This is a genomic window from Streptomyces sp. NPDC033180, from assembly GCF_055577645.1.
Genome location: NZ_JBVIPU010000021.1, coordinates 24,187 through 42,830 on the forward strand (window position 1 = coordinate 24,187; position 18,644 = coordinate 42,830).

The 18,644-nt window shown below is 68.2% G+C and carries 14 protein-coding genes; 11 read left to right on the forward strand and 3 right to left on the reverse strand.

The window, feature by feature from the left end; translation table 11 throughout:
- Positions 1-40: 40 nt before the first annotated feature.
- On the reverse strand, positions 41-6,625 hold the full coding sequence (locus ACZ5WE_RS35835; protein WP_467695481.1) for a DNA/RNA non-specific endonuclease: 6,585 nt from the start codon (positions 6,623-6,625) through the stop codon (positions 41-43).
- A gap of 319 nt (positions 6,626-6,944) precedes the next feature.
- Between ACZ5WE_RS35835 and ACZ5WE_RS35840 the strand changes: the two genes are divergently transcribed.
- The 6 genes from ACZ5WE_RS35840 (at position 6,945) to ACZ5WE_RS35865 (ending at position 11,093) form a co-directional block, all read left to right on the forward strand.
- Entirely contained in the window at positions 6,945-7,448 is a 504-nt protein-coding gene (locus ACZ5WE_RS35840; protein ID WP_467695483.1) for a hypothetical protein, read from the forward strand.
- Between the two features lie 2 nt (positions 7,449-7,450).
- Positions 7,451-7,648 carry a hypothetical protein gene (locus ACZ5WE_RS35845; RefSeq protein ID WP_467695485.1) on the forward strand — a complete coding sequence of 66 codons (198 nt, stop codon included), beginning with the start codon at positions 7,451-7,453 and terminating at the stop codon, positions 7,646-7,648.
- 198 nt (positions 7,649-7,846) lie between these two features.
- Positions 7,847-8,056, forward strand: coding sequence for a DUF6243 family protein (locus ACZ5WE_RS35850; RefSeq protein ID WP_467695487.1), 210 nt, complete (start codon positions 7,847-7,849; stop codon positions 8,054-8,056).
- 240 nt (positions 8,057-8,296) lie between these two features.
- Complete coding sequence (gene pcaDC, locus ACZ5WE_RS35855) at positions 8,297-9,595, forward strand: bifunctional 3-oxoadipate enol-lactonase/4-carboxymuconolactone decarboxylase PcaDC (protein ID WP_467695489.1); 1,299 nt, start codon at positions 8,297-8,299, stop codon at positions 9,593-9,595.
- Between the two features lie 40 nt (positions 9,596-9,635).
- Entirely contained in the window at positions 9,636-10,268 is a 633-nt protein-coding gene (locus tag ACZ5WE_RS35860; RefSeq protein WP_467695577.1) for an MBL fold metallo-hydrolase, read from the forward strand.
- A gap of 45 nt (positions 10,269-10,313) precedes the next feature.
- Positions 10,314-11,093 (forward strand): exodeoxyribonuclease III, encoded by a 780-nt coding sequence (locus ACZ5WE_RS35865; RefSeq protein ID WP_467695491.1) that lies wholly within the window; start codon positions 10,314-10,316, stop codon positions 11,091-11,093.
- A 76-nt stretch (positions 11,094-11,169) separates the two neighbouring features.
- Here ACZ5WE_RS35865 and ACZ5WE_RS35870 read toward each other — a convergent pair whose 3' ends face one another.
- Positions 11,170-12,951 (reverse strand): SGNH/GDSL hydrolase family protein, encoded by a 1,782-nt coding sequence (locus ACZ5WE_RS35870; protein ID WP_467695493.1) that lies wholly within the window; start codon positions 12,949-12,951, stop codon positions 11,170-11,172.
- A gap of 252 nt (positions 12,952-13,203) precedes the next feature.
- On the opposite strand from ACZ5WE_RS35870, the gene ACZ5WE_RS35875 reads away from it, so the two are divergent.
- From ACZ5WE_RS35875 to ACZ5WE_RS35895, 5 genes are all read left to right on the forward strand, one after another.
- Complete coding sequence (locus ACZ5WE_RS35875; RefSeq protein ID WP_467695495.1) at positions 13,204-13,641, forward strand: DUF6278 family protein; 438 nt, start codon at positions 13,204-13,206, stop codon at positions 13,639-13,641.
- 121 nt (positions 13,642-13,762) lie between these two features.
- A complete protein-coding gene (locus ACZ5WE_RS35880; protein WP_467695497.1) occupies positions 13,763-14,506 on the forward strand; it encodes an amino acid ABC transporter ATP-binding protein in 744 nt (247 codons plus the stop codon).
- 16 nt (positions 14,507-14,522) lie between these two features.
- Entirely contained in the window at positions 14,523-15,428 is a 906-nt protein-coding gene (locus ACZ5WE_RS35885) for a glutamate ABC transporter substrate-binding protein (RefSeq protein WP_467695578.1), read from the forward strand.
- A gap of 9 nt (positions 15,429-15,437) precedes the next feature.
- Entirely contained in the window at positions 15,438-16,082 is a 645-nt protein-coding gene (locus ACZ5WE_RS35890) for an amino acid ABC transporter permease (RefSeq protein WP_467695499.1), read from the forward strand.
- Positions 16,079-16,948, forward strand: coding sequence for an amino acid ABC transporter permease (locus ACZ5WE_RS35895; RefSeq protein ID WP_467695501.1), 870 nt, complete (start codon positions 16,079-16,081; stop codon positions 16,946-16,948). The genes ACZ5WE_RS35890 and ACZ5WE_RS35895 overlap by 4 nt, the downstream gene beginning before the upstream one ends.
- A 37-nt stretch (positions 16,949-16,985) precedes the next feature.
- Here ACZ5WE_RS35895 and ACZ5WE_RS35900 read toward each other — a convergent pair whose 3' ends face one another.
- Positions 16,986-18,590, reverse strand: a complete 1,605-nt coding sequence (locus tag ACZ5WE_RS35900; RefSeq protein ID WP_467695502.1) for a CocE/NonD family hydrolase — start codon at positions 18,588-18,590, stop codon at positions 16,986-16,988.
- Between the last annotated feature and the right edge of the window lie 54 nt (positions 18,591-18,644).

The following is an 18,644-nucleotide window of genomic DNA, read 5'->3' on the forward strand; positions in this document are numbered from 1 at the left end:
TACTTCAGCCAGCACCTTCGGGCCCTGGCAACTTCACGACTCAGGGTTCGAGCCCTGTAGGCGTATTCCAGATCTTCGCCCCCGGCTCGAATTCTCCCGTGTCCATGTTCAACCACGTGATGGTCAGGTGGTCCGGTGCCCCTCGCCGGGTGTAGTGCGGGGTCACCTCGTAGTAGACCGTCTGGCCGGACTCCACCATGGCGGCCACCTGGTTCTCCACCTTCTTCATCTGCGACCTGTTCGGTGTGGCCCACAGGGAGACCAGATTCCGGGGCTCGGTACCGCTACCACCCAGGCGGTTGGCGAGGAGGTGGCCACGGTTCATCCCCTTCTTGAAGCCCGGAGGAGTCAATTCGGGGTAATCCCTCTGGGGGCGCGGCACGGGACTTCCCGCGATCTTGGAACCGGCGTCGCCCTTTGTCGCGCCCTTGTCGTTGATCCAGTTGTAGTCACCGTCGTTGAGACAAGCACGCACCCCCGTCGCCCTCTTCTGCTGGTCGAGCGGCTGGTAGTACACCATACTCTGACCTTGCCCGCAGTCATCTCTGGTGAAGGGGAAGCGCGCAGCCCCCGGCTGCCACTCCTTTTCGGAATCCGGCTTGACCAACAAGCCCTTGCTGTAGTCGGGTTTCGCGCCGGGCTCCGACTCGTATCCGTTCGAAGCCGTGGATGAATTCCACCCGATTCCGTTGAGGAAGATATCAATGGGATTGGCCACGCTGCGGGCGCCCTTGGCGAGCTTGACCGCTCCCTTGGCCGCGCCCTTGACGGTGTCGACGACGTCGGAACAGAACCCGCAGGATATGTGCCCGTCAAGCTCGACCCGGCTGATGGGGTTGCCCCCCGTGAACGAATACCGGTTGCCGGTATACGGATCGGCCCCCAGCCCCATATCGGCCAACGCCCCGTTGTACATATCCCGGGTCGTAAACCGATTCAGCCCCGGACTGTAGTCACGGAAGCCCATGTCGTACGTGCCCGAAGACGCGTCCCACCGCTTCGAGTTGAAGCGGTACGGGTTGTACGTCTCCTTGGACGGGTCGCCCGCATCCGGCTTGTCGATTCCGGTGAAGTCGGACTTCTCGTCGGAGCCGTATGCCGTGTAGCCGTACGTCGCCTTCGTGGAGCCGTCCGCGTCCGTCAGGGACTCGACGTCGGTGTGGGAGTTGTAGCCGTAGTACGCGTCTTCGCCGGCAGCACCGTCTGCGGCATGCTTGACCTGCGAAAGGCGCTCGCCCCAAGGGCTGTACTGGTACGACTTGGTGAGTTTGCCGGCGACCTCTTCACCCAGCACCTCGCTCGACATGCCGAGGTAGTTGAAGTCGGTCGTCCTGCCGTTCTCGGTCTTCGATGACGTGCGGTCCAGCGGGTCGTACTTGTACTGGGTGTTCTTCATCGAGCCGGAAGCCGCATCCAGCTTGCCGTGCTCCACCACGTGGTCGAAGCCGTCGTAGGTGTTGCGCTCGACGACCTTGCCGCCCGAAGTGACCGATTCCTGACGGCCGAACGGGTCGTAGTTGTACGACAGCGTGCCTTCCGGAGTCGTGGACTTCAGGAGGCGGTTGCGGTCGTAACCAAAGGTGGTCGTCTCGCCCTTGACCGTCTGGGAGACCACGTTCGCGTTGTCGTCGTGGACGTACGTCTCCGTGCCCGCGCCGTGCCCCGTGCGGACCGACTTGGCCAGCCGGTCGGCCGGGTCGTAGGTGTAGTCCGTCGTCGAGGACAGGTACGCCGAGTTGTCGTCGGCGTTCATCTTCTTGGCGAGGTCGCGCGCCTTGTTGCCGTTGGCGTCGTAGGCGTAGTCGTGGGACGAGACGAGCGTGCCGTCCGGCTTCTTCTCCGTCTGGGTGTCGAGGGCTCCGTCCAGGTAGTAGGCGTAGTCGACCGTGTTCTTGTTGGCCTTGGTCTCGCGGCTCTTCTGGCCGCGCCAGGTGTAGTCGTACGTCGTGACCTTCGGCGAGGCGTCAACAGCGCTCGTGCCGACCGAGACCGACTTGACCAGCTCACGCGCGTCGTAGGTGTACTTGCTGTACTGGTCGGGATGGGCCAGCGTCTCCGGCTGGCCGTTCGCGTCGTACGTGTACGACGTGGACTTCTTCTCCTCGCCGGCCAGCGCCTCGACGACCTTCGACGCCTGGTTCAGGCCCGTGTACGACATCGTGTACGCGTCGATCTTCGTGCCGGTCGAGGTGTCGTCGATCGAGGTCAGGTTGCCGTTGACGTCGTAGGCGTACGCGAACCGCTTGCGCTCGGTGTCCACGGCGGCCGAGTTGTCGCGGACCAGCTTCACCTGCTCGGCCTCGGCCTTCAGCGTGGTCGTCTGGTCCTGCTTGTACTCCTTCTCGCCGAGCTTGGCCCACTTCCCGCCTTCGGCGCTCTGCGCATACGCCGTGTACGTACCGGACTTGGGGATCGTCAGCTTCCACGCGCGCTCGTCGCCGCCGGCGCCAGACGTCCTGACCGACTGGGACTCGACGCCGAGGACCTCGTTCCTGCCGACCGGAATGCCGTCGTCGTCCAGGGACTTGAGCTTGCCGTCGGGGTAGTAACCCCACCGCATGGTGCGGCTCGATGAGCCCGCGGCCGACGTGAGTTGACGTGCCGACTGCTGACCGAGTTCGGTGTGGTCGTAGGTCGTGGTGATGTTCCACGGGTCCGTGGACTTCTTCACCCAGCCGTTGTCGAAGTAGTCGTAGGTCGTGTCGTTGCGGGTGCTCTCGCCCTCCGACGGCGGCATCGAGACCTTCGAGACCCGGCCCACCGCGTCGTACGACGTCTCCGTCCAGACCTTCCGGTTGTACCGGGGATCCTTCGGGTCGTACGGCTGGATCTGGCGCTGCGGACGGTTCAGAGCGTCGTACGTCGTCTCCGCCACGAAGTCGTCGGCCGCCTCGGTGTTCACCGCTCGGGGCGTGAAGACCTTGATCCGGTTGCCGACCTCGTCGTAGCCGAACTTGGTCTCGCGCGTGGTGTCAGCGGTGTGCGGGGCCTGGACGACAGCGAGCTTGCCGCGCTCGTCGTAGTGATTCCTGGTGGTGTTGTCCTTCTGGTCGGTCGTGGAGACGAGCAGGGAGTCCTTGTCGTACGCCTGCTTGGTGGTGCGGCTCGTCGCGTCCGTGACCGCGACGACACGGTGGTTCATGTCGTAGTCGGTCTTGATGGTGTAGTCGTCCGGGTCGGCCGACGCGTTCTTCTTCGGATCGATGACCCTGGCCACGTTGCCCACGTCGTCGTAGAGGTAACGGACCTTCTCGTTCTTGGCGTTGGCGACCTCGACGAGCTGATAGATCTCGTCGTAGACGTTGGTCGTGACGTAGTCGTCCGGGTCGGACGCCGTCGCCACACCCTTCGGCTCGGTGGTCGTCCGCAGATTGCCGACCTTGTCGTACGTGTACGCGGTCTTCCGCTCCGCCGCGGTATCGCTGTCCTTCGGCGCGGTGGCCGAGACGACCTGGTCCGCCTTGTCGTAGACCGCGGTCGACGTCGCGCCGTTGGGGGCCTTGGACTTCGTCACGTTGTCGTTGGCGTCGTACTCGGGAGCCGGAGTCGTGATGAAGACCCCCGCCACCTGGTCCTTGGGCGCCTTGGAGACCAGCGGGCGACCGAAGGTGTCGTAGGTCTGCGTGGTCTTCTTGCCCAGCGCGTCCGTGACCGAAAGGACCTGACCGCGCTCGTCGTACTCGGTCCTGGTGACCTTGCTCAGCGCGTCGGTCGTCGTGGCCGGGTAGCCCGACGGTTTGAAGTCCTGGTAGGTCGACGGGTTGCCGTTGGCGTCCGTGGCCTTGGTGAGCTGCCCGTACGCGTCGTAGTCGTACGAGGTCGTGTAGTCGCCGGACGTGGCGGACGCGACGCCCTTCGGGTCGGTGACCGTCTTCAGGTTGCCTTTGGCGTCATGGCCGAACTCCCAGGCACGGCCCTCCGCCGAGGTCTTCCTGACCAGGTCGGCCGAGTAGCCGTCCGCCCGTGTCTTGTACTCGTAACGGACCGAGTGGAGCGGGGACTTGCCCGGCGCGCACTCGTCCGCTGACGGCAGGCCCGCCTTGTTCTCCTCCGCCGAGGTCATCCAGAGCGGGAAGCCGGTCTTCTGGTCGTGGCAGTACGCCGTCTTCGCCCCGTTGGCCTCCTCGAGAACGGTGACGTTGTTGTCGGAGTCCCACGTCATCCTGGTCGCCTGGGACTTGGCGTTGACGACCTTCACCGGCCGGTCGCCGGAGTCCGTCTCGTACGTGGAGGCGTGCTTCTCGGCGTCGGTGACCGTCGTCTCGTCGCGGCCCTCCGGCAGCTTCTTGTACGCGAAGTCCGCCCGGCCGTCGAGGCGGTCGGTGATGTCCTTGGTGGACCAGCGGTAGTCCGTCTCGGCGGTGACCGAGTAGCCGAGGCCGGTGGAGTTGCCGCGTGGGTCGGTGACCTTGGTCAGCTTGGTGTTCCTGCTGCCCTGATCCTTGTCGTACGCGAAGGAGAAGACCTTCGGCTGCGACGAACCGTCACCGTCAGTGATACGGCCCAGATGGCCCTTCTCCGTGTAGAGGAAGGAGACCTTGCGGCCGGAGACGTCCGTGACCGACTTGAGATGGCCGTAGATCGACGGGTTCCACAGATCGGTTCCCGAGACCTTCTCGCCCTGGGCGTTGAGGTAGTCGTACGTCGCATCGCCCTCCCGGTAGTAGTCGAGCTGCATGGTGACCCGACCGGACGGGTCCTTTATCCGCGTGAGGAACTTGACGTCGCGGTTCCCCGTGTCCCGCAGCTCGTACTCGTACGTCTGCGTATTGCCGTTCTTGTCGACGACCGACGTCAGATAGCCGTCACAGCCGATCACGAAACGGGTGCCGTCCGGACGGGTCATCGTCCAGGCGTCCGGCACCTCGGGGCCGGCGCCCACCGCGCACGACGCGGCGGCTCCTGCCTTCGCCGAGAGGCGGTAGTGGTAGCCGGGCGCGGGCTTCCAGCTGCCGTCGTCCTGTTTGCGGAAGATCTGCTGGGTGCCGTCGCCGTCCACGACATACGCCTCGGACGGGTTGGTGTCGGGGTGCACGTCCAGGACACCGCCCAACCGGAACGGGCCGGACATCTGCGCCGACCAGCCGTGGCCCAGCAGGCTGTCCGAGGTGTCCTGCGCGTTGTAGGTGACGCGCGCGAACGTGTTGATGCCGCGGCCGGGGTTGGAGAACGCGTTGTACGACCAAGAGGCGTTGCCCGAACCCAGGTTGGATGACAGGGACGAGCCGGCGCCGGTGTCCTTGCCCGTGTACGCGTGGTACTTCTCCAGGCCGAGCCGGTCCGCCGTCGGGTCCTCGACGGCCGTCTGCTGCGTCAGGCCGCCGATACCCGGCTTCTCGGAGAGCCAGGAGCCGTCCGTCTTGTTGCGCAGGTCCCAGGTCAGCGTGTAGCCCGCACGCCGGTTGCCGTCGACCACCGGCGACTTGACCGTGGCCGTCACGGTCGTGGAAGCGCCGGGCGCGAGGGCCGGAACGTCCGCCTTCAGTTGATTCGCGGCCGTCGTGGCGTCCGAACCGTCCGGGTGCGACCACCGGTAGCTCAACTCACGCTCACCGGCGGGCCACTCCGTGGTGGTCGTGTTGGTGACCGTGACATCCACCGGGTAGGTGTTGTCCGCGCTCATACGGGTCGGAGTGCCGGGCGCGTAGTACGTGTCCCACGGCGTGGGCTCGGCAGCGACGACCCGCAACTCGGCGGCGTCAGCGACGCCCGGTCGGCCCTTGGTGTGCTTCGCCGGCCCGGCCAGGACACCCTTGTTGGCCTTCGGATGCTTCACCCACTGGTGCGCCAGCGAGGTCGCGTCCAGGGACATGGTCGCCCCGTCGGGCCTGCCGTCGGCGAAGACCGGCCCGAGCTCACCGGACGCCGTCTTGGTGAACTCCTTTTTCAGGGGGCGCAGTTCATACAGCGCGCCCTTGCCGCCGGTGCCCGATGCGTGCTTGTCCGGCAGTTCGAGGCTCAGTCGCGCCTCCAGGATCTGAGCCTTCTTGGAGATCTCGGAGGTCGGGAACTCCAGAAGGGTGCCTGCCTTCCCCGAGATCCGGACAGCATCCGCGTGGTCCGCCTCGATCACCCGCACGGTGTGTCCCGGCTTGGGCACGCCGACCCGCAGCACGGGAGAGCCGAGCAGCCTGCCGTCCTTCGTCTGCGCCAGGATCCGGTACGAGTAGTGGCGGCTGATCTCCGTGGCATGTGACGCCGGTGTCGGTTCGGTGGTGGTGTCCCTGAACCGCTGGGCCCCCTTGCCCAGCGTGGACACGAGGGTCGAGGTCGTCGGCGCGAAGTCGCGCCGCGGGGAGCGGTGCACCTGGTACCCGACGATGCGGTCCTTCGCGCCGCCGACGGTCGCCTTGGGCCAGGAGAGCTCCGGGCCGGTTCCGTGTACGACCGCGGGGACGTCGAGCGTGGTGCCGCCGGCTCCGTAAGCGACTTTCAGGTGAGGGGAGTTCTGCGGGTAGCGCCGCTTGGGCGGGTCCGGCGGCGGGTCACTCCGGGCGGTCTGCCCCTGCTCGGTCGGCTGCTGCGGTAACGCGTCGGGGGCCGCGAAAGCGACCTGGGGCAGCGCGGTGCCCAGGACCCCCGAGACGATCACGCCGACGAGCAGCCGGCGATGGCCAATTCTCACGGTGACAACTACCTCCCCGCCCTTGTTCCAAGGCCTTGCAGCAGTGCGTGCGGGACCTTGAACGGGCAGCACTGAGCACTGCTCCCGGAATTCAGGAACAGCGAACGGATAATCGACGCGGCGGATTATTTAGGCGCCGGGAGGTCGCCTGTCAACGTCGTTCAGGTTCTGGACATTTCTCGTGTTCCCAGTTCATCTGGGTAATCCGCCCAGGCGTGGCGGACGAATAGTCCGGTTTCTTCCGGGCGTGGCGCTTCGCGGCCACGGTCGGGTATAACCAGCCGGATTCGGCAGGGCTTTGTTTATCGAAAGGGCTGGCATGAATGACGATTCGACGATTCACGGCGACAGGGAATCGGACTCGTCCGACCCCGTGATCGCCGAATCCACCGACGCCGATTCGGCGCCGGAATCCGCGCGCTCCCGTCGCCGGGTGTTCACCGCGGCCGGTGTGCTGATCCTCGGCTGCGGCGCCTTCGCGGCCTACGGCGTGGCCGGGGACGACGAACCGGGGGCACGCCCGGTTCCCACGGCATCCGTCACCTACGAGATCACCGGCGCGGGCAAGGCCGACGTGTCGTATCTCGCCCGCGACGTGCGGGGCACCGCCAAGCAGGAGAAGGCCGTCGCACTCCCGTGGAAGAAGACCGTCCGGGTGCCCCTCGGCCAGGAGCCGACCGTCCGGGTCCAGCTCGACGAGCGGGGCGGAGAGGCGAGCTGCACTCTGGCCGTCCGCGGCGAACACGTGCAACGCGCCACCGCGACCGGCTCCTACGGGCGGGCCACCTGCACGGCGGCCGAACTCCCGGCCAGGAGGGGTTGACCGTGCGCCCGCCCGCTTTCGCGGTGAACGACCGCGTCTGTCACCCCCGCGAACCGGGGAACATCGGCACGGTCGTGTCGGTGGAGCTACGCGGACGTGTGTTGCGGCGCTGGGTGTACTGCGTGCGGTGGCGCTCGGGGGTCGACCCCGTACCCCTGCTCGACGGTCTGCGGCTCGCGTCGGCGAGGCCCTCGCCATAGCAGGCCGTCCCGGCGCCGGGACGGCGAAAAACCTGGTGTGCGGGGCCGACGGAACCGGGTAACGTCGTGGTCATGTTCTTCCAGACGCTGATTTACGAGTGAGAGCGTGATGGGCCCCTGCTGACGTCCTTCGACGCCGCCGCGCCCGTCCCCCACCGATGAGTCCGTAGATCACTTCACACCATTCCGGGAGAACCCGTGAGCAAGAACATCAACAACCCCGTGGGCATGGGCGGCGGCAAGCGCAAGAAGCTGTCCCGCGCCGAACGGCAGAACAACGGCCCGCACCGCAACCTCGACCGCCAGGGCGCCGCCGACCAGAAGGCGGAGCTGGTGCGCAAGATGCGCGAGAAGGTCGGCTCGGCCGAGAGCGCCGGGCAGACGAGCGACGACACCGCACAGAGCTGACGCACCGCCGCCGCGGGGCGGCACCGCACGCAGCAGGGCCCGGACCGTGACGCGCGGTCCGGGCCCTGCTGCCGTACGGGGCGCGGCCGCTCCCGCCCAGCTCTCGGCCGAGCACCCGCGGCTGGGAGTCGTCCGTCGCCGCGAACGCTACGCTGCCCGGGAGGTCTTCCACCTGGTCGAACAGCCACAGCCAGGACCCCGCTCATGGGGGCTGTCGTGACAGATGAGAGGGTCGGGCGAGTGAGCGAGACACCGATGAACACCCTGCAATACCGCTTTGACGGGCCGGAAGACGCTCCTGTCCTGATCCTGGGTCCCTCGCTGGGTACCACCTGGCACATGTGGGACCGGCAGGTGCCCGAGCTGGTCAAGCAGTGGCGTGTGTTCCGTTTCGACATGCCCGGACACGGGGGCGCCCCCGCCCACCCCTGCGGCTCTGTCGGCGAGCTCGCCCAGCGGCTCCTCGCCACGCTCGACGAGGTCGGTGTGCAGCGCTTCGGCTACGCGGGCTGCGCGTTCGGCGGCGCGATAGGGGCCGAGCTCGCCCTGCGGCACCCGCAGCGCGTCGCGTCGCTCGCGCTGATCTCGGCCTCGCCGCGCTTCGGCAGCGCCGACGAGTTCCGCCAGCGCGGGGTGATAGTGCGCAGCAACGGCCTCGACCCCATCGCGCGTACCTCCCCCGAGCGCTGGTTCACGCCCGGCTTCGCCGCCGCGCAGCCCGCGATCACCGACTGGGCCGTACAGATGGTGCGGACGACCGACCCGGGCTGCTACATCGCCGCCTGCGAGGCCCTCGCCGCCTTCGACGTGCGCGCCGAGCTGGGCCGGACAGGGGTGCCCACGCTCGTCCTTGTCGGGTCGGAGGACCAGGTCACCGGGCAGGGCGAGGCCCGCACCCTGGTCGCGGGCATCCCGGACGCCCGCCTCGCCGTGGTGCCGGGGGCCTCCCACCTCGCCCCCGTCGAGCAGCCCGCCGCCGTCACCGACCTTCTCGTACGTCACTTCTCCACCGCCTGGCAGCTCGCGCCCGACGCCACCGGGACGCACGCGGCGATCAGCGCCACGCCCCTCAAGCCGGTGCTCGCCCCGCCGCCGCCCGTCTTCCCGGTCGCCGAGATCGGGCCCATGGAGCAGCCGGAGGCCGTGGCCGGCGGGCGCGCGGACCCGTACGAAGCGGGGATCAAGGTCCGCCGCGAGGTGCTCGGCGACGCGCACGTGGACCGCGCGCTCGCTGCCGCCGATGACTTCTCCACGGACTTCCAGGAGCTCATCACGCGCTACGCGTGGGGCGAGGTCTGGAACCGGCCCGGCCTGGACCGGCGCTCCCGCAGCTGCGTCACCCTCACCGCGCTCGTCGCGGGCGGCCACCTGGACGAGTTGGCCTTCCACACCCGCGCCGCCCTGCGCAACGGCCTCACCCCGCAGGAGATCAAGGAAGTCCTGCTCCAGGCGGCCGTCTACTGCGGCGTACCCGCGGCGAACTCCGCCTTCAAGGTCGCCCAGGCCGTGATCCGCGAGGAAACCACGCCCCAGGAGTGACGCGTAGCAGGATGGGGGCATGACGACTGCTGCGAAGAGCATCAAGCTCACGAAGAAGACGCACGCCTGTGTCCGCCTGGAGCGGGACGGCCGGAGTCTCGTCATCGATCCGGGCGGCTTCAGCGAGGATGACGCGGCGCTCGGCGCCGACGCGATCCTCGTCACGCATGAGCACCCCGACCACTTCAGCGAGGACCGGCTGCGCGCCGGCATGGAGGCCGACCCCGCCGCCGAGATCTGGACCCTGCGCTCCGTCGCGGAGAAGATCTCGGCCGCCTTCCCGGGGCGGGTGCACACCGTCGGGCACGGCGACACCTTCGAGGCCGCCGGGTTCGGTGTGCAGGTGCACGGCGAGCTGCACGCCGTGATCCACCCGGACATCCCGCGGATCACGAACGTCGGCTATCTGGTGGACGGTTCGGTCTTCCACCCGGGCGACGCGCTGACCGTCCCGGAGCAGCCGGTGGACACCCTGATGCTGCCGGTGATGGCGCCCTGGAACAAGATCTCCGAGGTCATCGACTACGTGCGCGAGATCAAGCCGCAGCGCGCCTACGACATCCACGACGCGCTGCTCACCGACCTGGCCCGGCCGATCTACGACTCGCAGATCGGGTCCCTCGGCGGCGCCGAGCACCTGCGGCTCACGCCGGGGGAGTCCGCCGAGCTGTGACCGGCGGCCCCGGGGCTGTCAGTGGCGCCCGGTAGGTTGGGAAGCATGCGCATTGCCACCTGGAACGTGAACTCGATCACCGCTCGGCTGCCCAGGCTCCTCGCCTGGCTGGAGAGCAGCGGTACGGATGTGCTGTGCATCCAGGAGACCAAGACCACCGCGGAGCAGTTCCCCGCCGCCGAGCTGCGCGAGCTCGGCTATGAGTCGGTGGTGAACGCCACGGGGCGGTGGAACGGCGTCGCGCTGGTCTCCCGCGTGGGCCTCGACGACGTGACGACCGGACTGCCCGGCGGCCCCGACTACGACGGGATCCAGGAGCCGCGCGCGATCTCCGCCACGTGCGGTCCGGCCCGCGTCTGGTCGGTGTACGTGCCGAACGGCCGCGAGATCGACCACGCGCACTTCGCGTACAAGCTCCAGTGGTTCGAGGCCCTGAAGACCGCGGTGGCCGCCGACTCGGCGGCCGACCGGCCGTTCGCGGTCCTCGGTGACTTCAATGTGGCGCCGACCGACGCGGACGTGTGGGACCCCGCCCTGTTCGAGGGCGCCACGCACGTGACCCCCGCCGAGCGCGCGGCGCTCGCGGCGCTGCGCGACGCGGGCCTCTCGGACGTCGTGCCGAGGCCCCTGAAGTACGACCACCCGTTCACGTACTGGGACTACCGCCAGCTCGGTTTCCCCAAGAACAGGGGAATGCGCATCGACCTGGTGTACGGGAACGAGGCGTTCACCAAGGCCGTGACGGACTCGTACGTGGACCGCGAGGAGCGCAAGGGCAAGGGCGCGTCCGACCACGCGCCGGTCGTGGTGGACCTCGACGTGTGACACAGCGGTGAGGGGTGCCGTCCGGGGAAATCCCTCCGTCCGGCACCCGCTGTCCGCTGCCCGGGGCGTCCGCTCCCTACGGCTCGAGCAACCGCAGATCCACCGATTCCGCGAGCGCCGAGAGCCCCGCGTCCCCGGGATGGAGATGGTCCCCGCTGTCGTACTCCGCCCGCATCCGTGCCGGATTCGCCGGATCCCGCAGCACCGCGTCGAAGTCCAGGACGGCGTCGAAGTCGTCGCCGCCGCGCAGATAGGCGTTGACCTTCACCCGCTCGGCATCCGCCGCCGCCGTGCACAGTGACTCGCCCTGGCAGGGCGCGATCGTCGCCGCCACCACCCGCAGGCCCCGTTCCTGGGACCGCCCGGCGATCTCCCGCATCCCCTCGATGACCTGCTCGGCCGAGGCACCCCACCGCACATCGTTGACACCTTCGAAGACGACGACCGTACGGGCCGACGTCTGGGCGAACACGTCACGGTCCAGGCGGTGCAGCGCGCTCACGCCACCCGTGTCCGTCGAGACACCGTCCCCGGGGTAGCGGTCCGTGACCACGCGGTTCGCCGAGATCCCCTGGTTCAGGACTCCGAAGCGCGGCACCTCGTCCTGCCGCAGCAACCGCGTCGCAAGGACGTTGGGCCAGCGGTGGTTGGCGTCCTGCGTCGACTTCACGCCATCCGTGATGGAGTCGCCGAGCAGTACGACGGAGCCGGGTCCGCCCGACACGTCGACGCCCGTGAGCAGCGGCCATGTCGAGATCGTCGACGTGTACGCCGCCGGGGAGCCGTCCGACGAGTGATCGCCGGGTCCGCTCACGTACGAGCGCTGAATGGCCTGGCTGTGGACGGGCGCGGTCGTCACCGTCTCCGGGAGGTGGAAGCTCACCAGGAGATTCGTGTCCTCGGGCACGTCGAAGTCGAGCGGGTCGCTGAACGCCTGTGCGCCCGCGGGTACTTCGGTGCCCTCCTCGCCGCGGAACGACAGCGGCTGCGGCTCGCCCCTCGCCCCCGCCCCGGCCTCCTGCACGGCCACCGTCGCGCTCCCGATCCGCACCGGGGCTGACGCGAACGTGTTGTCGAGCCGGATGCGTACCCGCGGCCCGCCCGTGCTGGTGTGGACGACGAGCCGCACGGTCCGGTCGGCCCACGGGCCCACCGCGGTGTACCCGGCCGGCGACGCCGACCAGCTGCCGGTCCACCCCTTGGCCGGCTGCCGCACGGAGAGCGAGAAGACGTGCAGATCCGGGGTGCCGGAGTCCTTCGGCAGGGTCACCGACGCGACCTCGCGCCCGCGCGCCACCGGTACGGTCACGACGTACAGCCGTGCCTTCTCGGCGAGTTGGCCGCCCGGGGTGTTCACATGCGGCAGCGCGACCGCCTTCGTGGCGAGCGGGCCCGCGCGCCAGTCCGGCGCCGTCAGAAGGTACGTCCCCTTCGAACCGTCCCGGTAGCGCACCGTCCCCGTGCCGCTCGCCTCGCCGCCGGTGCCCGCGACCAGGAAGGCCAGGGCGTCCCCGCGCCCGCGCACCCGCACGGACTGCCCGTCGGCGCGGACGTTGTCCGCATCGCCCGGGCCCGTGCGGGGCAGGGCGAGCCGCGCTCCGTCCACGGCGAGCGAACGGCCCGGTGTCCAGCCCGCCGCATCGAGGTCCCGCGCCGAGAGCGAGCTGCCCGAGCCGTCGAAGTCCGCGTCTGCGGGTCGCGCGTCGTCACTGACCGCCCTGTTGTCGAAGAGCCGCTCCAGGGGGAGCGGCCCGGGTCTGTGCGGGGCGGCCTGCGCCGTTGCCACTGGGACGGCACTGGCGAGTACCGCCAGTACGGCTGCCGCTCCCCATGAACGTCGGCCTGGACGTTGGAGCATGTAGACCCCCCAGGGCTGTAGCTGACGTGACGACAGGTGCGCCATGAAGCTAAGGAGGCCGGGGAGAAGCGTCAATGAGGTGCGCGTGAACATGACCCGAACTCACCGCGATGCCGGTGTCGGGTGCGGCTGGGCGGCTCGCACCGGCAGTTCGCCGACGCGTCGGGGGCACTCGCATGATTCCGTGATCAACTGACGCAAGTTACATTCGTTGGACCGGGGAGCAGAGGCACCCTCACGGAGAGGCCGATCATGAACATCTCCTTCTTCGACAGGTGGCGCAGGCAGTCCGCCGACCGGAGGCCAGGACTCGCCTCGGTGTTCGACGAGGATCCGGCCGGTGTGGCCGAACTCCTTTCCGAATGCGAGCTGCTGCGTTCCCAGGCAGCTACCGCCGGGCTCGAACTCGACGACTCCCCGGCCTCGTTGACCGCGCTCGACCAGCTCCTGCCGCGCTGGCGCGACGACCCCGAACTGCTGCCGTGGCTCGGCAACGACGCGGGTCTGTACCTCGGTTCGGTCATCGTCCGCAGGGTGCCCGGCGCCACCTGGCACGTCTGGCCCGGCGGCAGCCCTGTCGTGTGGCTCCCCTCGGGGCGGGAGATCCAGGTGGTGGAGGCAGGGCTCGACTGGGCGGTGCAGGGTGCTCCTGAGCTGTCCCAGGTCTACGCGGAGGCGTCGGAGACGTAGCCGCGGGATGACGTAAGTGCAAATACGGTTAATGCCCATAAGTGCGTGTCGTCCAGTAAGTCCCGTTTTCACGTGGATAGTTTGCGCGGACCGACACCGCTGAGAGTGGGCAGGGCAGGGCATGGCCGTCGATCCGCTGATCGAGCTGCGTGATGTGAACAAGTACTACGGGGAGCTGCATGTCCTCCAGGACATCAACCTCACCGTCGGCAAGGGGGAGGTGGTCGTGGTCATCGGCCCGTCAGGGTCGGGGAAATCAACGCTCTGCAGGACGATCAACCGGCTGGAGACGATCCAGTCGGGAGCCATCGCACTGGACGGGCAGCCGCTTCCGGAAGAGGGCAAGGCCCTGGCCTCGCTCCGCGCCGACGTAGGCATGGTCTTCCAGTCCTTCAACCTCTTCGCACACAAGACAGTGCTGCAGAACGTCTCCCTCGCGCCGGTCAAGGTGCGGGGCAGGAAGAAGGACGACGCCACGCGGCGCTCCCGCGAGCTCCTGGAACGGGTGGGCCTCGCGACACAGGCCGACAAGTACCCGGCACAGCTCTCGGGCGGCCAGCAGCAGCGCGTGGCCATCGCACGCGCGCTCGCCATGGAGCCCAAGGTGATGCTCTTCGACGAGCCGACATCGGCCCTCGACCCCGAGATGATCAACGAAGTGCTCGAGGTCATGCAGGGTCTCGCCCGCGACGGCATGACCATGGTCGTCGTCACCCACGAGATGGGCTTCGCCCGTTCGGCCGCCAACCGTGTCGTCTTCATGGACGCCGGACGCATCGTCGAGGACCGGGCCCCCGAGGACTTCTTCAGCAACCCGGAGAGCGACCGCGCCAAGGACTTCCTCTCCAAGATCCTCAAGCACTGACGGGGGGACAGGCATGATGCGTACGACACGTCTGCTCGCGGCGCTCGTCCTCGCCGCCTGCGCCGCGACCGCCTGCGGCAAGGAGGGCAGCCCCCCGGTGAAGGGGCCGCAGCCCGACGAACTGCCCAAGTACCAGGTGGCGACGGGCTTCACACTGCCGCAGTCCAGTACCTGGAAGAAGGCCAAGAGGCGCGGTCACCTCGTCGTCGGGGCCAAGGAGGACCAGCCGTTCCTCGGCGAGAAGAACCCCGCCACCGGGCAGTACACCGGCTTCGACATCGAGATCGCCAAGATGATCTCGGCCTCGCTCGGCTTCGACCCGAAGTCGATCCGGTTCAGGACGATCGCGTCGGCGAACCGCGAGACCGCCCTGCAGAACGGGCAGATCGACTACTACGTCGGCACCTACACCATCAACGACCTCCGGAAGAAGCTCGTCGGCTTCGCCGGCCCCTACTACATGGCAGGACAGGGCCTGCTCGTGCGCACCGACGAGAACGACATCAAGGGGCCGCAGGACCTGGACGGCAAACGGGTCTGCTCCGCTGCCGGCTCGACCCCCTACCAGCGCATCCAGAAGGACTACCCGAAGGCGACGCTCGTCGCGTACGACACCTACTCGGTCTGCGTCGACAACCTGCTGACCTATCAGGTCGACGCCGTCACCACCGACGACGCCATCCTGATCGGGTACGCGGCCAAGGTGCCCGACGAGCTCAAAGTGGTCGGCAAGCCGTTCTCGAAGGAGCCCTACGGCATCGGCGTCCCCAAGGGCGACAACGCCCTGCGGTTCGCCGTCGACGACGCCCTCGCCGCCCGGGAGAAGAACAGCGACTGGAAGAAGGCCTACGACGCCACCCTCGGCCTCTCCGGGGTCCCGGCGCCCAAGCCGCCCGCCATCGACCGCTACCCGGCGAGCTGAGGAGGCGTCGTGGACGTACTGACAGACAACTTCTCCACCTTCGGCGAGGGGTTCGTCGGCACCGTCGAACTCACCGTCTACGCCTCCGTCCTGGCCCTCGTGCTCGGCTTCCTCATGGCGTCGTTCCGGGTGGCGCCGGTCGGCTCCTTCCGGGTGTTCGGCACCGCCTGGGTGACGGTCCTGCGCAACACCCCGCTCACCCTGCTCTTCTTCGCGGTGCTGCTCGGGCTCCCGCGCTTCGGACTCGTCCTGCCCTTCAAGGTGTTCGCCGTGCTCGCGCTCGGCTGCTACACCTCCGCCTTCATCTGTGAGGCACTGCGTTCGGGCATCAACACCGTCCCCAAGGGCCAGGGCGAGGCGGCCCGCAGCCTGGGGATGACCTTCGGACAGACACTGTCCATGGTGGTGCTCCCGCAGGCCTTCCGGTCCGTCATCTCGCCGGTCGGCTCCAACCTCATCGCACTGGCCAAGAACTCGGCGATCGCGGGCGCGTTCAGCGTCACCGAGCTGCTCGGCACGTACAAGACGCTCAACGAGCTCGGCTACAACATCGTCTGGACGTTCGTCTGGATCGCCGTCGGCTACCTGATCATCACCCTCGCCATCAGCGCCATCTTCAACGTCCTCGAAAAGCGCTGGGGAGTCGCCCGATGAAAGCCCTCTCCCACGATTCCACCGCCCTCTACGACGTACCGGGCCCCAAGACCGAGCGCCGGCACAAGCTCTACGGGCTGCTCTCCACCGTGGTGCTGCTCGCCCTGTTCGGCTGGGTCCTCTACCTGCTCTTCGACACCGACCAGTTCACCGAGACGAAGTGGATGCCCTTCGAGTACAAGGGGATCCAGGAACTCCTGCTCAGGGGCCTGGGGAACACGCTCAAGGCCTTCGCCATCTCCGCGGTGCTCGCGCTCGCGCTCGGCGGTCTGCTCGCCGTGGGGCGGCTCTCCGAGCACCGGCCGGTGCGCTGGCTGGCCACGCTCCTCGTGGAGTTCTTCCGCGCGATGCCGGTCCTGGTGATGATCTTCTTCGTCTTCGTGGCGCTGAAGGTCCAGCCGCTGCCGGCGCTTGTCACCGGGCTCACGCTCTACAACGGCTCGGTACTCGCCGAGGTCTTCCGATCGGGCGTGAACTCCGTGGAGCGCGGGCAGCGGGAGTCGGCGTACGCGCTCGGCATGCGCAAGACACAGGTCATGAGCTACGTCCTGGTGCCACAGGCCCTGCGCGCCATGCTGCCCGCCATCATCAGCCAGTTGGTGGTGGCCCTGAAGGACACCTCGCTCGGCTTCTTGATCACCTATGAGGAGTTCCTCCACGCCGGGAAGCTGATCGCGTCGAACCTCGACTACGATCTACCTTTCATCCCCGTGGTTCTGGTGATCTCGCCGATCTACATCGGGATGTGCATGCTGCTCTCGTGGTTCGCCCAGTGGGTGTCCAAACGACAGCGGCGCAATCCCAAGACCGAGGCCGCGGAAGTGGCCCCGGCCGAACCAGGGACGCTGCTGCCGGGTCCGCAGTAGCTAAAGGGGCCAGGGCCCACCCGGCAGCAGCCGGTGATCACTGTTCGCGCAGCGGGACCGACACGTACGACGGGTCGGACGCGGGCGAGGAGAAGGTCAGCTGCGCGCCGGACGGGTTGTGCTCGATGTAGAGCGGGTCGACCGTGTCGACCACCAGGGCGAGCTTGTGTCCTGCCGGAACGTCGTAGGCCGTGGAGAACAACTCCAGGTCCACGCCGAACGGTTGGCCGGGGGTCTTGCCGTGGAAGGTGTACGGCGCGTTGCTGACCAGCTTGCCGAGGCCGAGCGGGCCCACGTCGTAGAGGTACGCGACGAGGGTGCCGCTCTCCTTGGTGCTGGTGAGCGTGGTGTGCAGCTTCGCCGTTCCGCGCACCCGCTGGGCCGCGTCGTACTTCTGCGACTGCCAGACGCCCGCGTAGCGCCGCGGAAGCAGCGGGAGCGAGGCCATCGGCGGGATCTTGAGGAACTGGTCGAGGGTGTTCGAGAGCAGCACGGTGCCGCCGTTGGCGCCCGAGTCGACGTTCGTGCGCAGCGTGGTGGAGCCCGCGAGGTCGATCTTCTTCTTCGTCGCGCCGACCGACTTCCAGTCGGGGTAGCCCTCGTAGCCGCCGGTCGAGCGCGACTTGAGCTGGACGGGCTGCTCGCCGTCGACGCCGTTCTTCTCGCCCTTGAGGTGGTGGTCGAACCAGCGCCGGGTCGAGGCCCAGGTGTCGTTGGGCAGTCCGAACAGGCCGGTCAGCTCGGCGGTCGCGTGGTCGCCCGGACGGAATTCGAGGCGCTTGGGCCCGGTCAACTGCTCGTAGAACGCGGCGTATTGATTGGGCGGGAAGATCGTGTCGCCCCAGGCGTTGCCCAGCATGACGGCCGCGCCGTTCTTGTTGATCTGATCGATGTAGGTAGCGGGGGAGCGCTTCTTGCCCCACGCGATCATCTCGTCCTCCTTGTCCAGATTGGACGCGAGGAAGTCCTTGAGGGTCTGCTGGAGTTCGGGGCTCGGACGACCCGTGAGGACACCGGCGCCGCCGAGCAGCCCGGCGGCCTGGCGGTGCTGGGTGCGGCCGCTGTAGATCGAGTCGATGAGGTTGCCCCAGCCGCTGAGAGCGGCCACGGCCTTGATCCGCTTGTCGTGCCCGGCGGCGAGCAGGCTGATGCCCGCGCCGTACGAGACGCCGCCCATGCCCACCTTCTCGGGGTCGGCCGGGGTGTTCTCCAGGGTCCAGTCGATGACCTTCGAGGCGTCGGCGATGTCCTCGGGGCCGCCGGTCTCGATCTCGCCGCCGGACTGCCAGAAGCCGCGCGAGTTGTAACTGACCACGACGTAGCCGGAGTCGGCGAGCTGCTGGGCCTGTGCGACGTACTCGATCTGCGGCACGGCCCAGCTGGTGGGCAGCACGATGGCGGGGTACTTCGTGCCGTCAGCGCCGGCCTTCGCGCCCTTGGGGGTGAAGACGTTGGCCTTGAGGATCGTGCCGCCGTCGCCGGGGATGTCGACGAAACGCACGTCCGCGGAGCTCGCCGCCTGTGGAGCGGCCGCCGGCGCCGCTTGGGCGGCCGGGGCGAGGCCGAAGGCGGCGCCGGCGACGAGAGTCGCCGACACGGCGCCCACGGTGGTCGTACGCAGAGCCTTGCGCGGTTGTCCCACGGGTCACTCCTTACTCGTGCAAGCAAAGTGACCCGACGGTAACCTCGAGGCTTT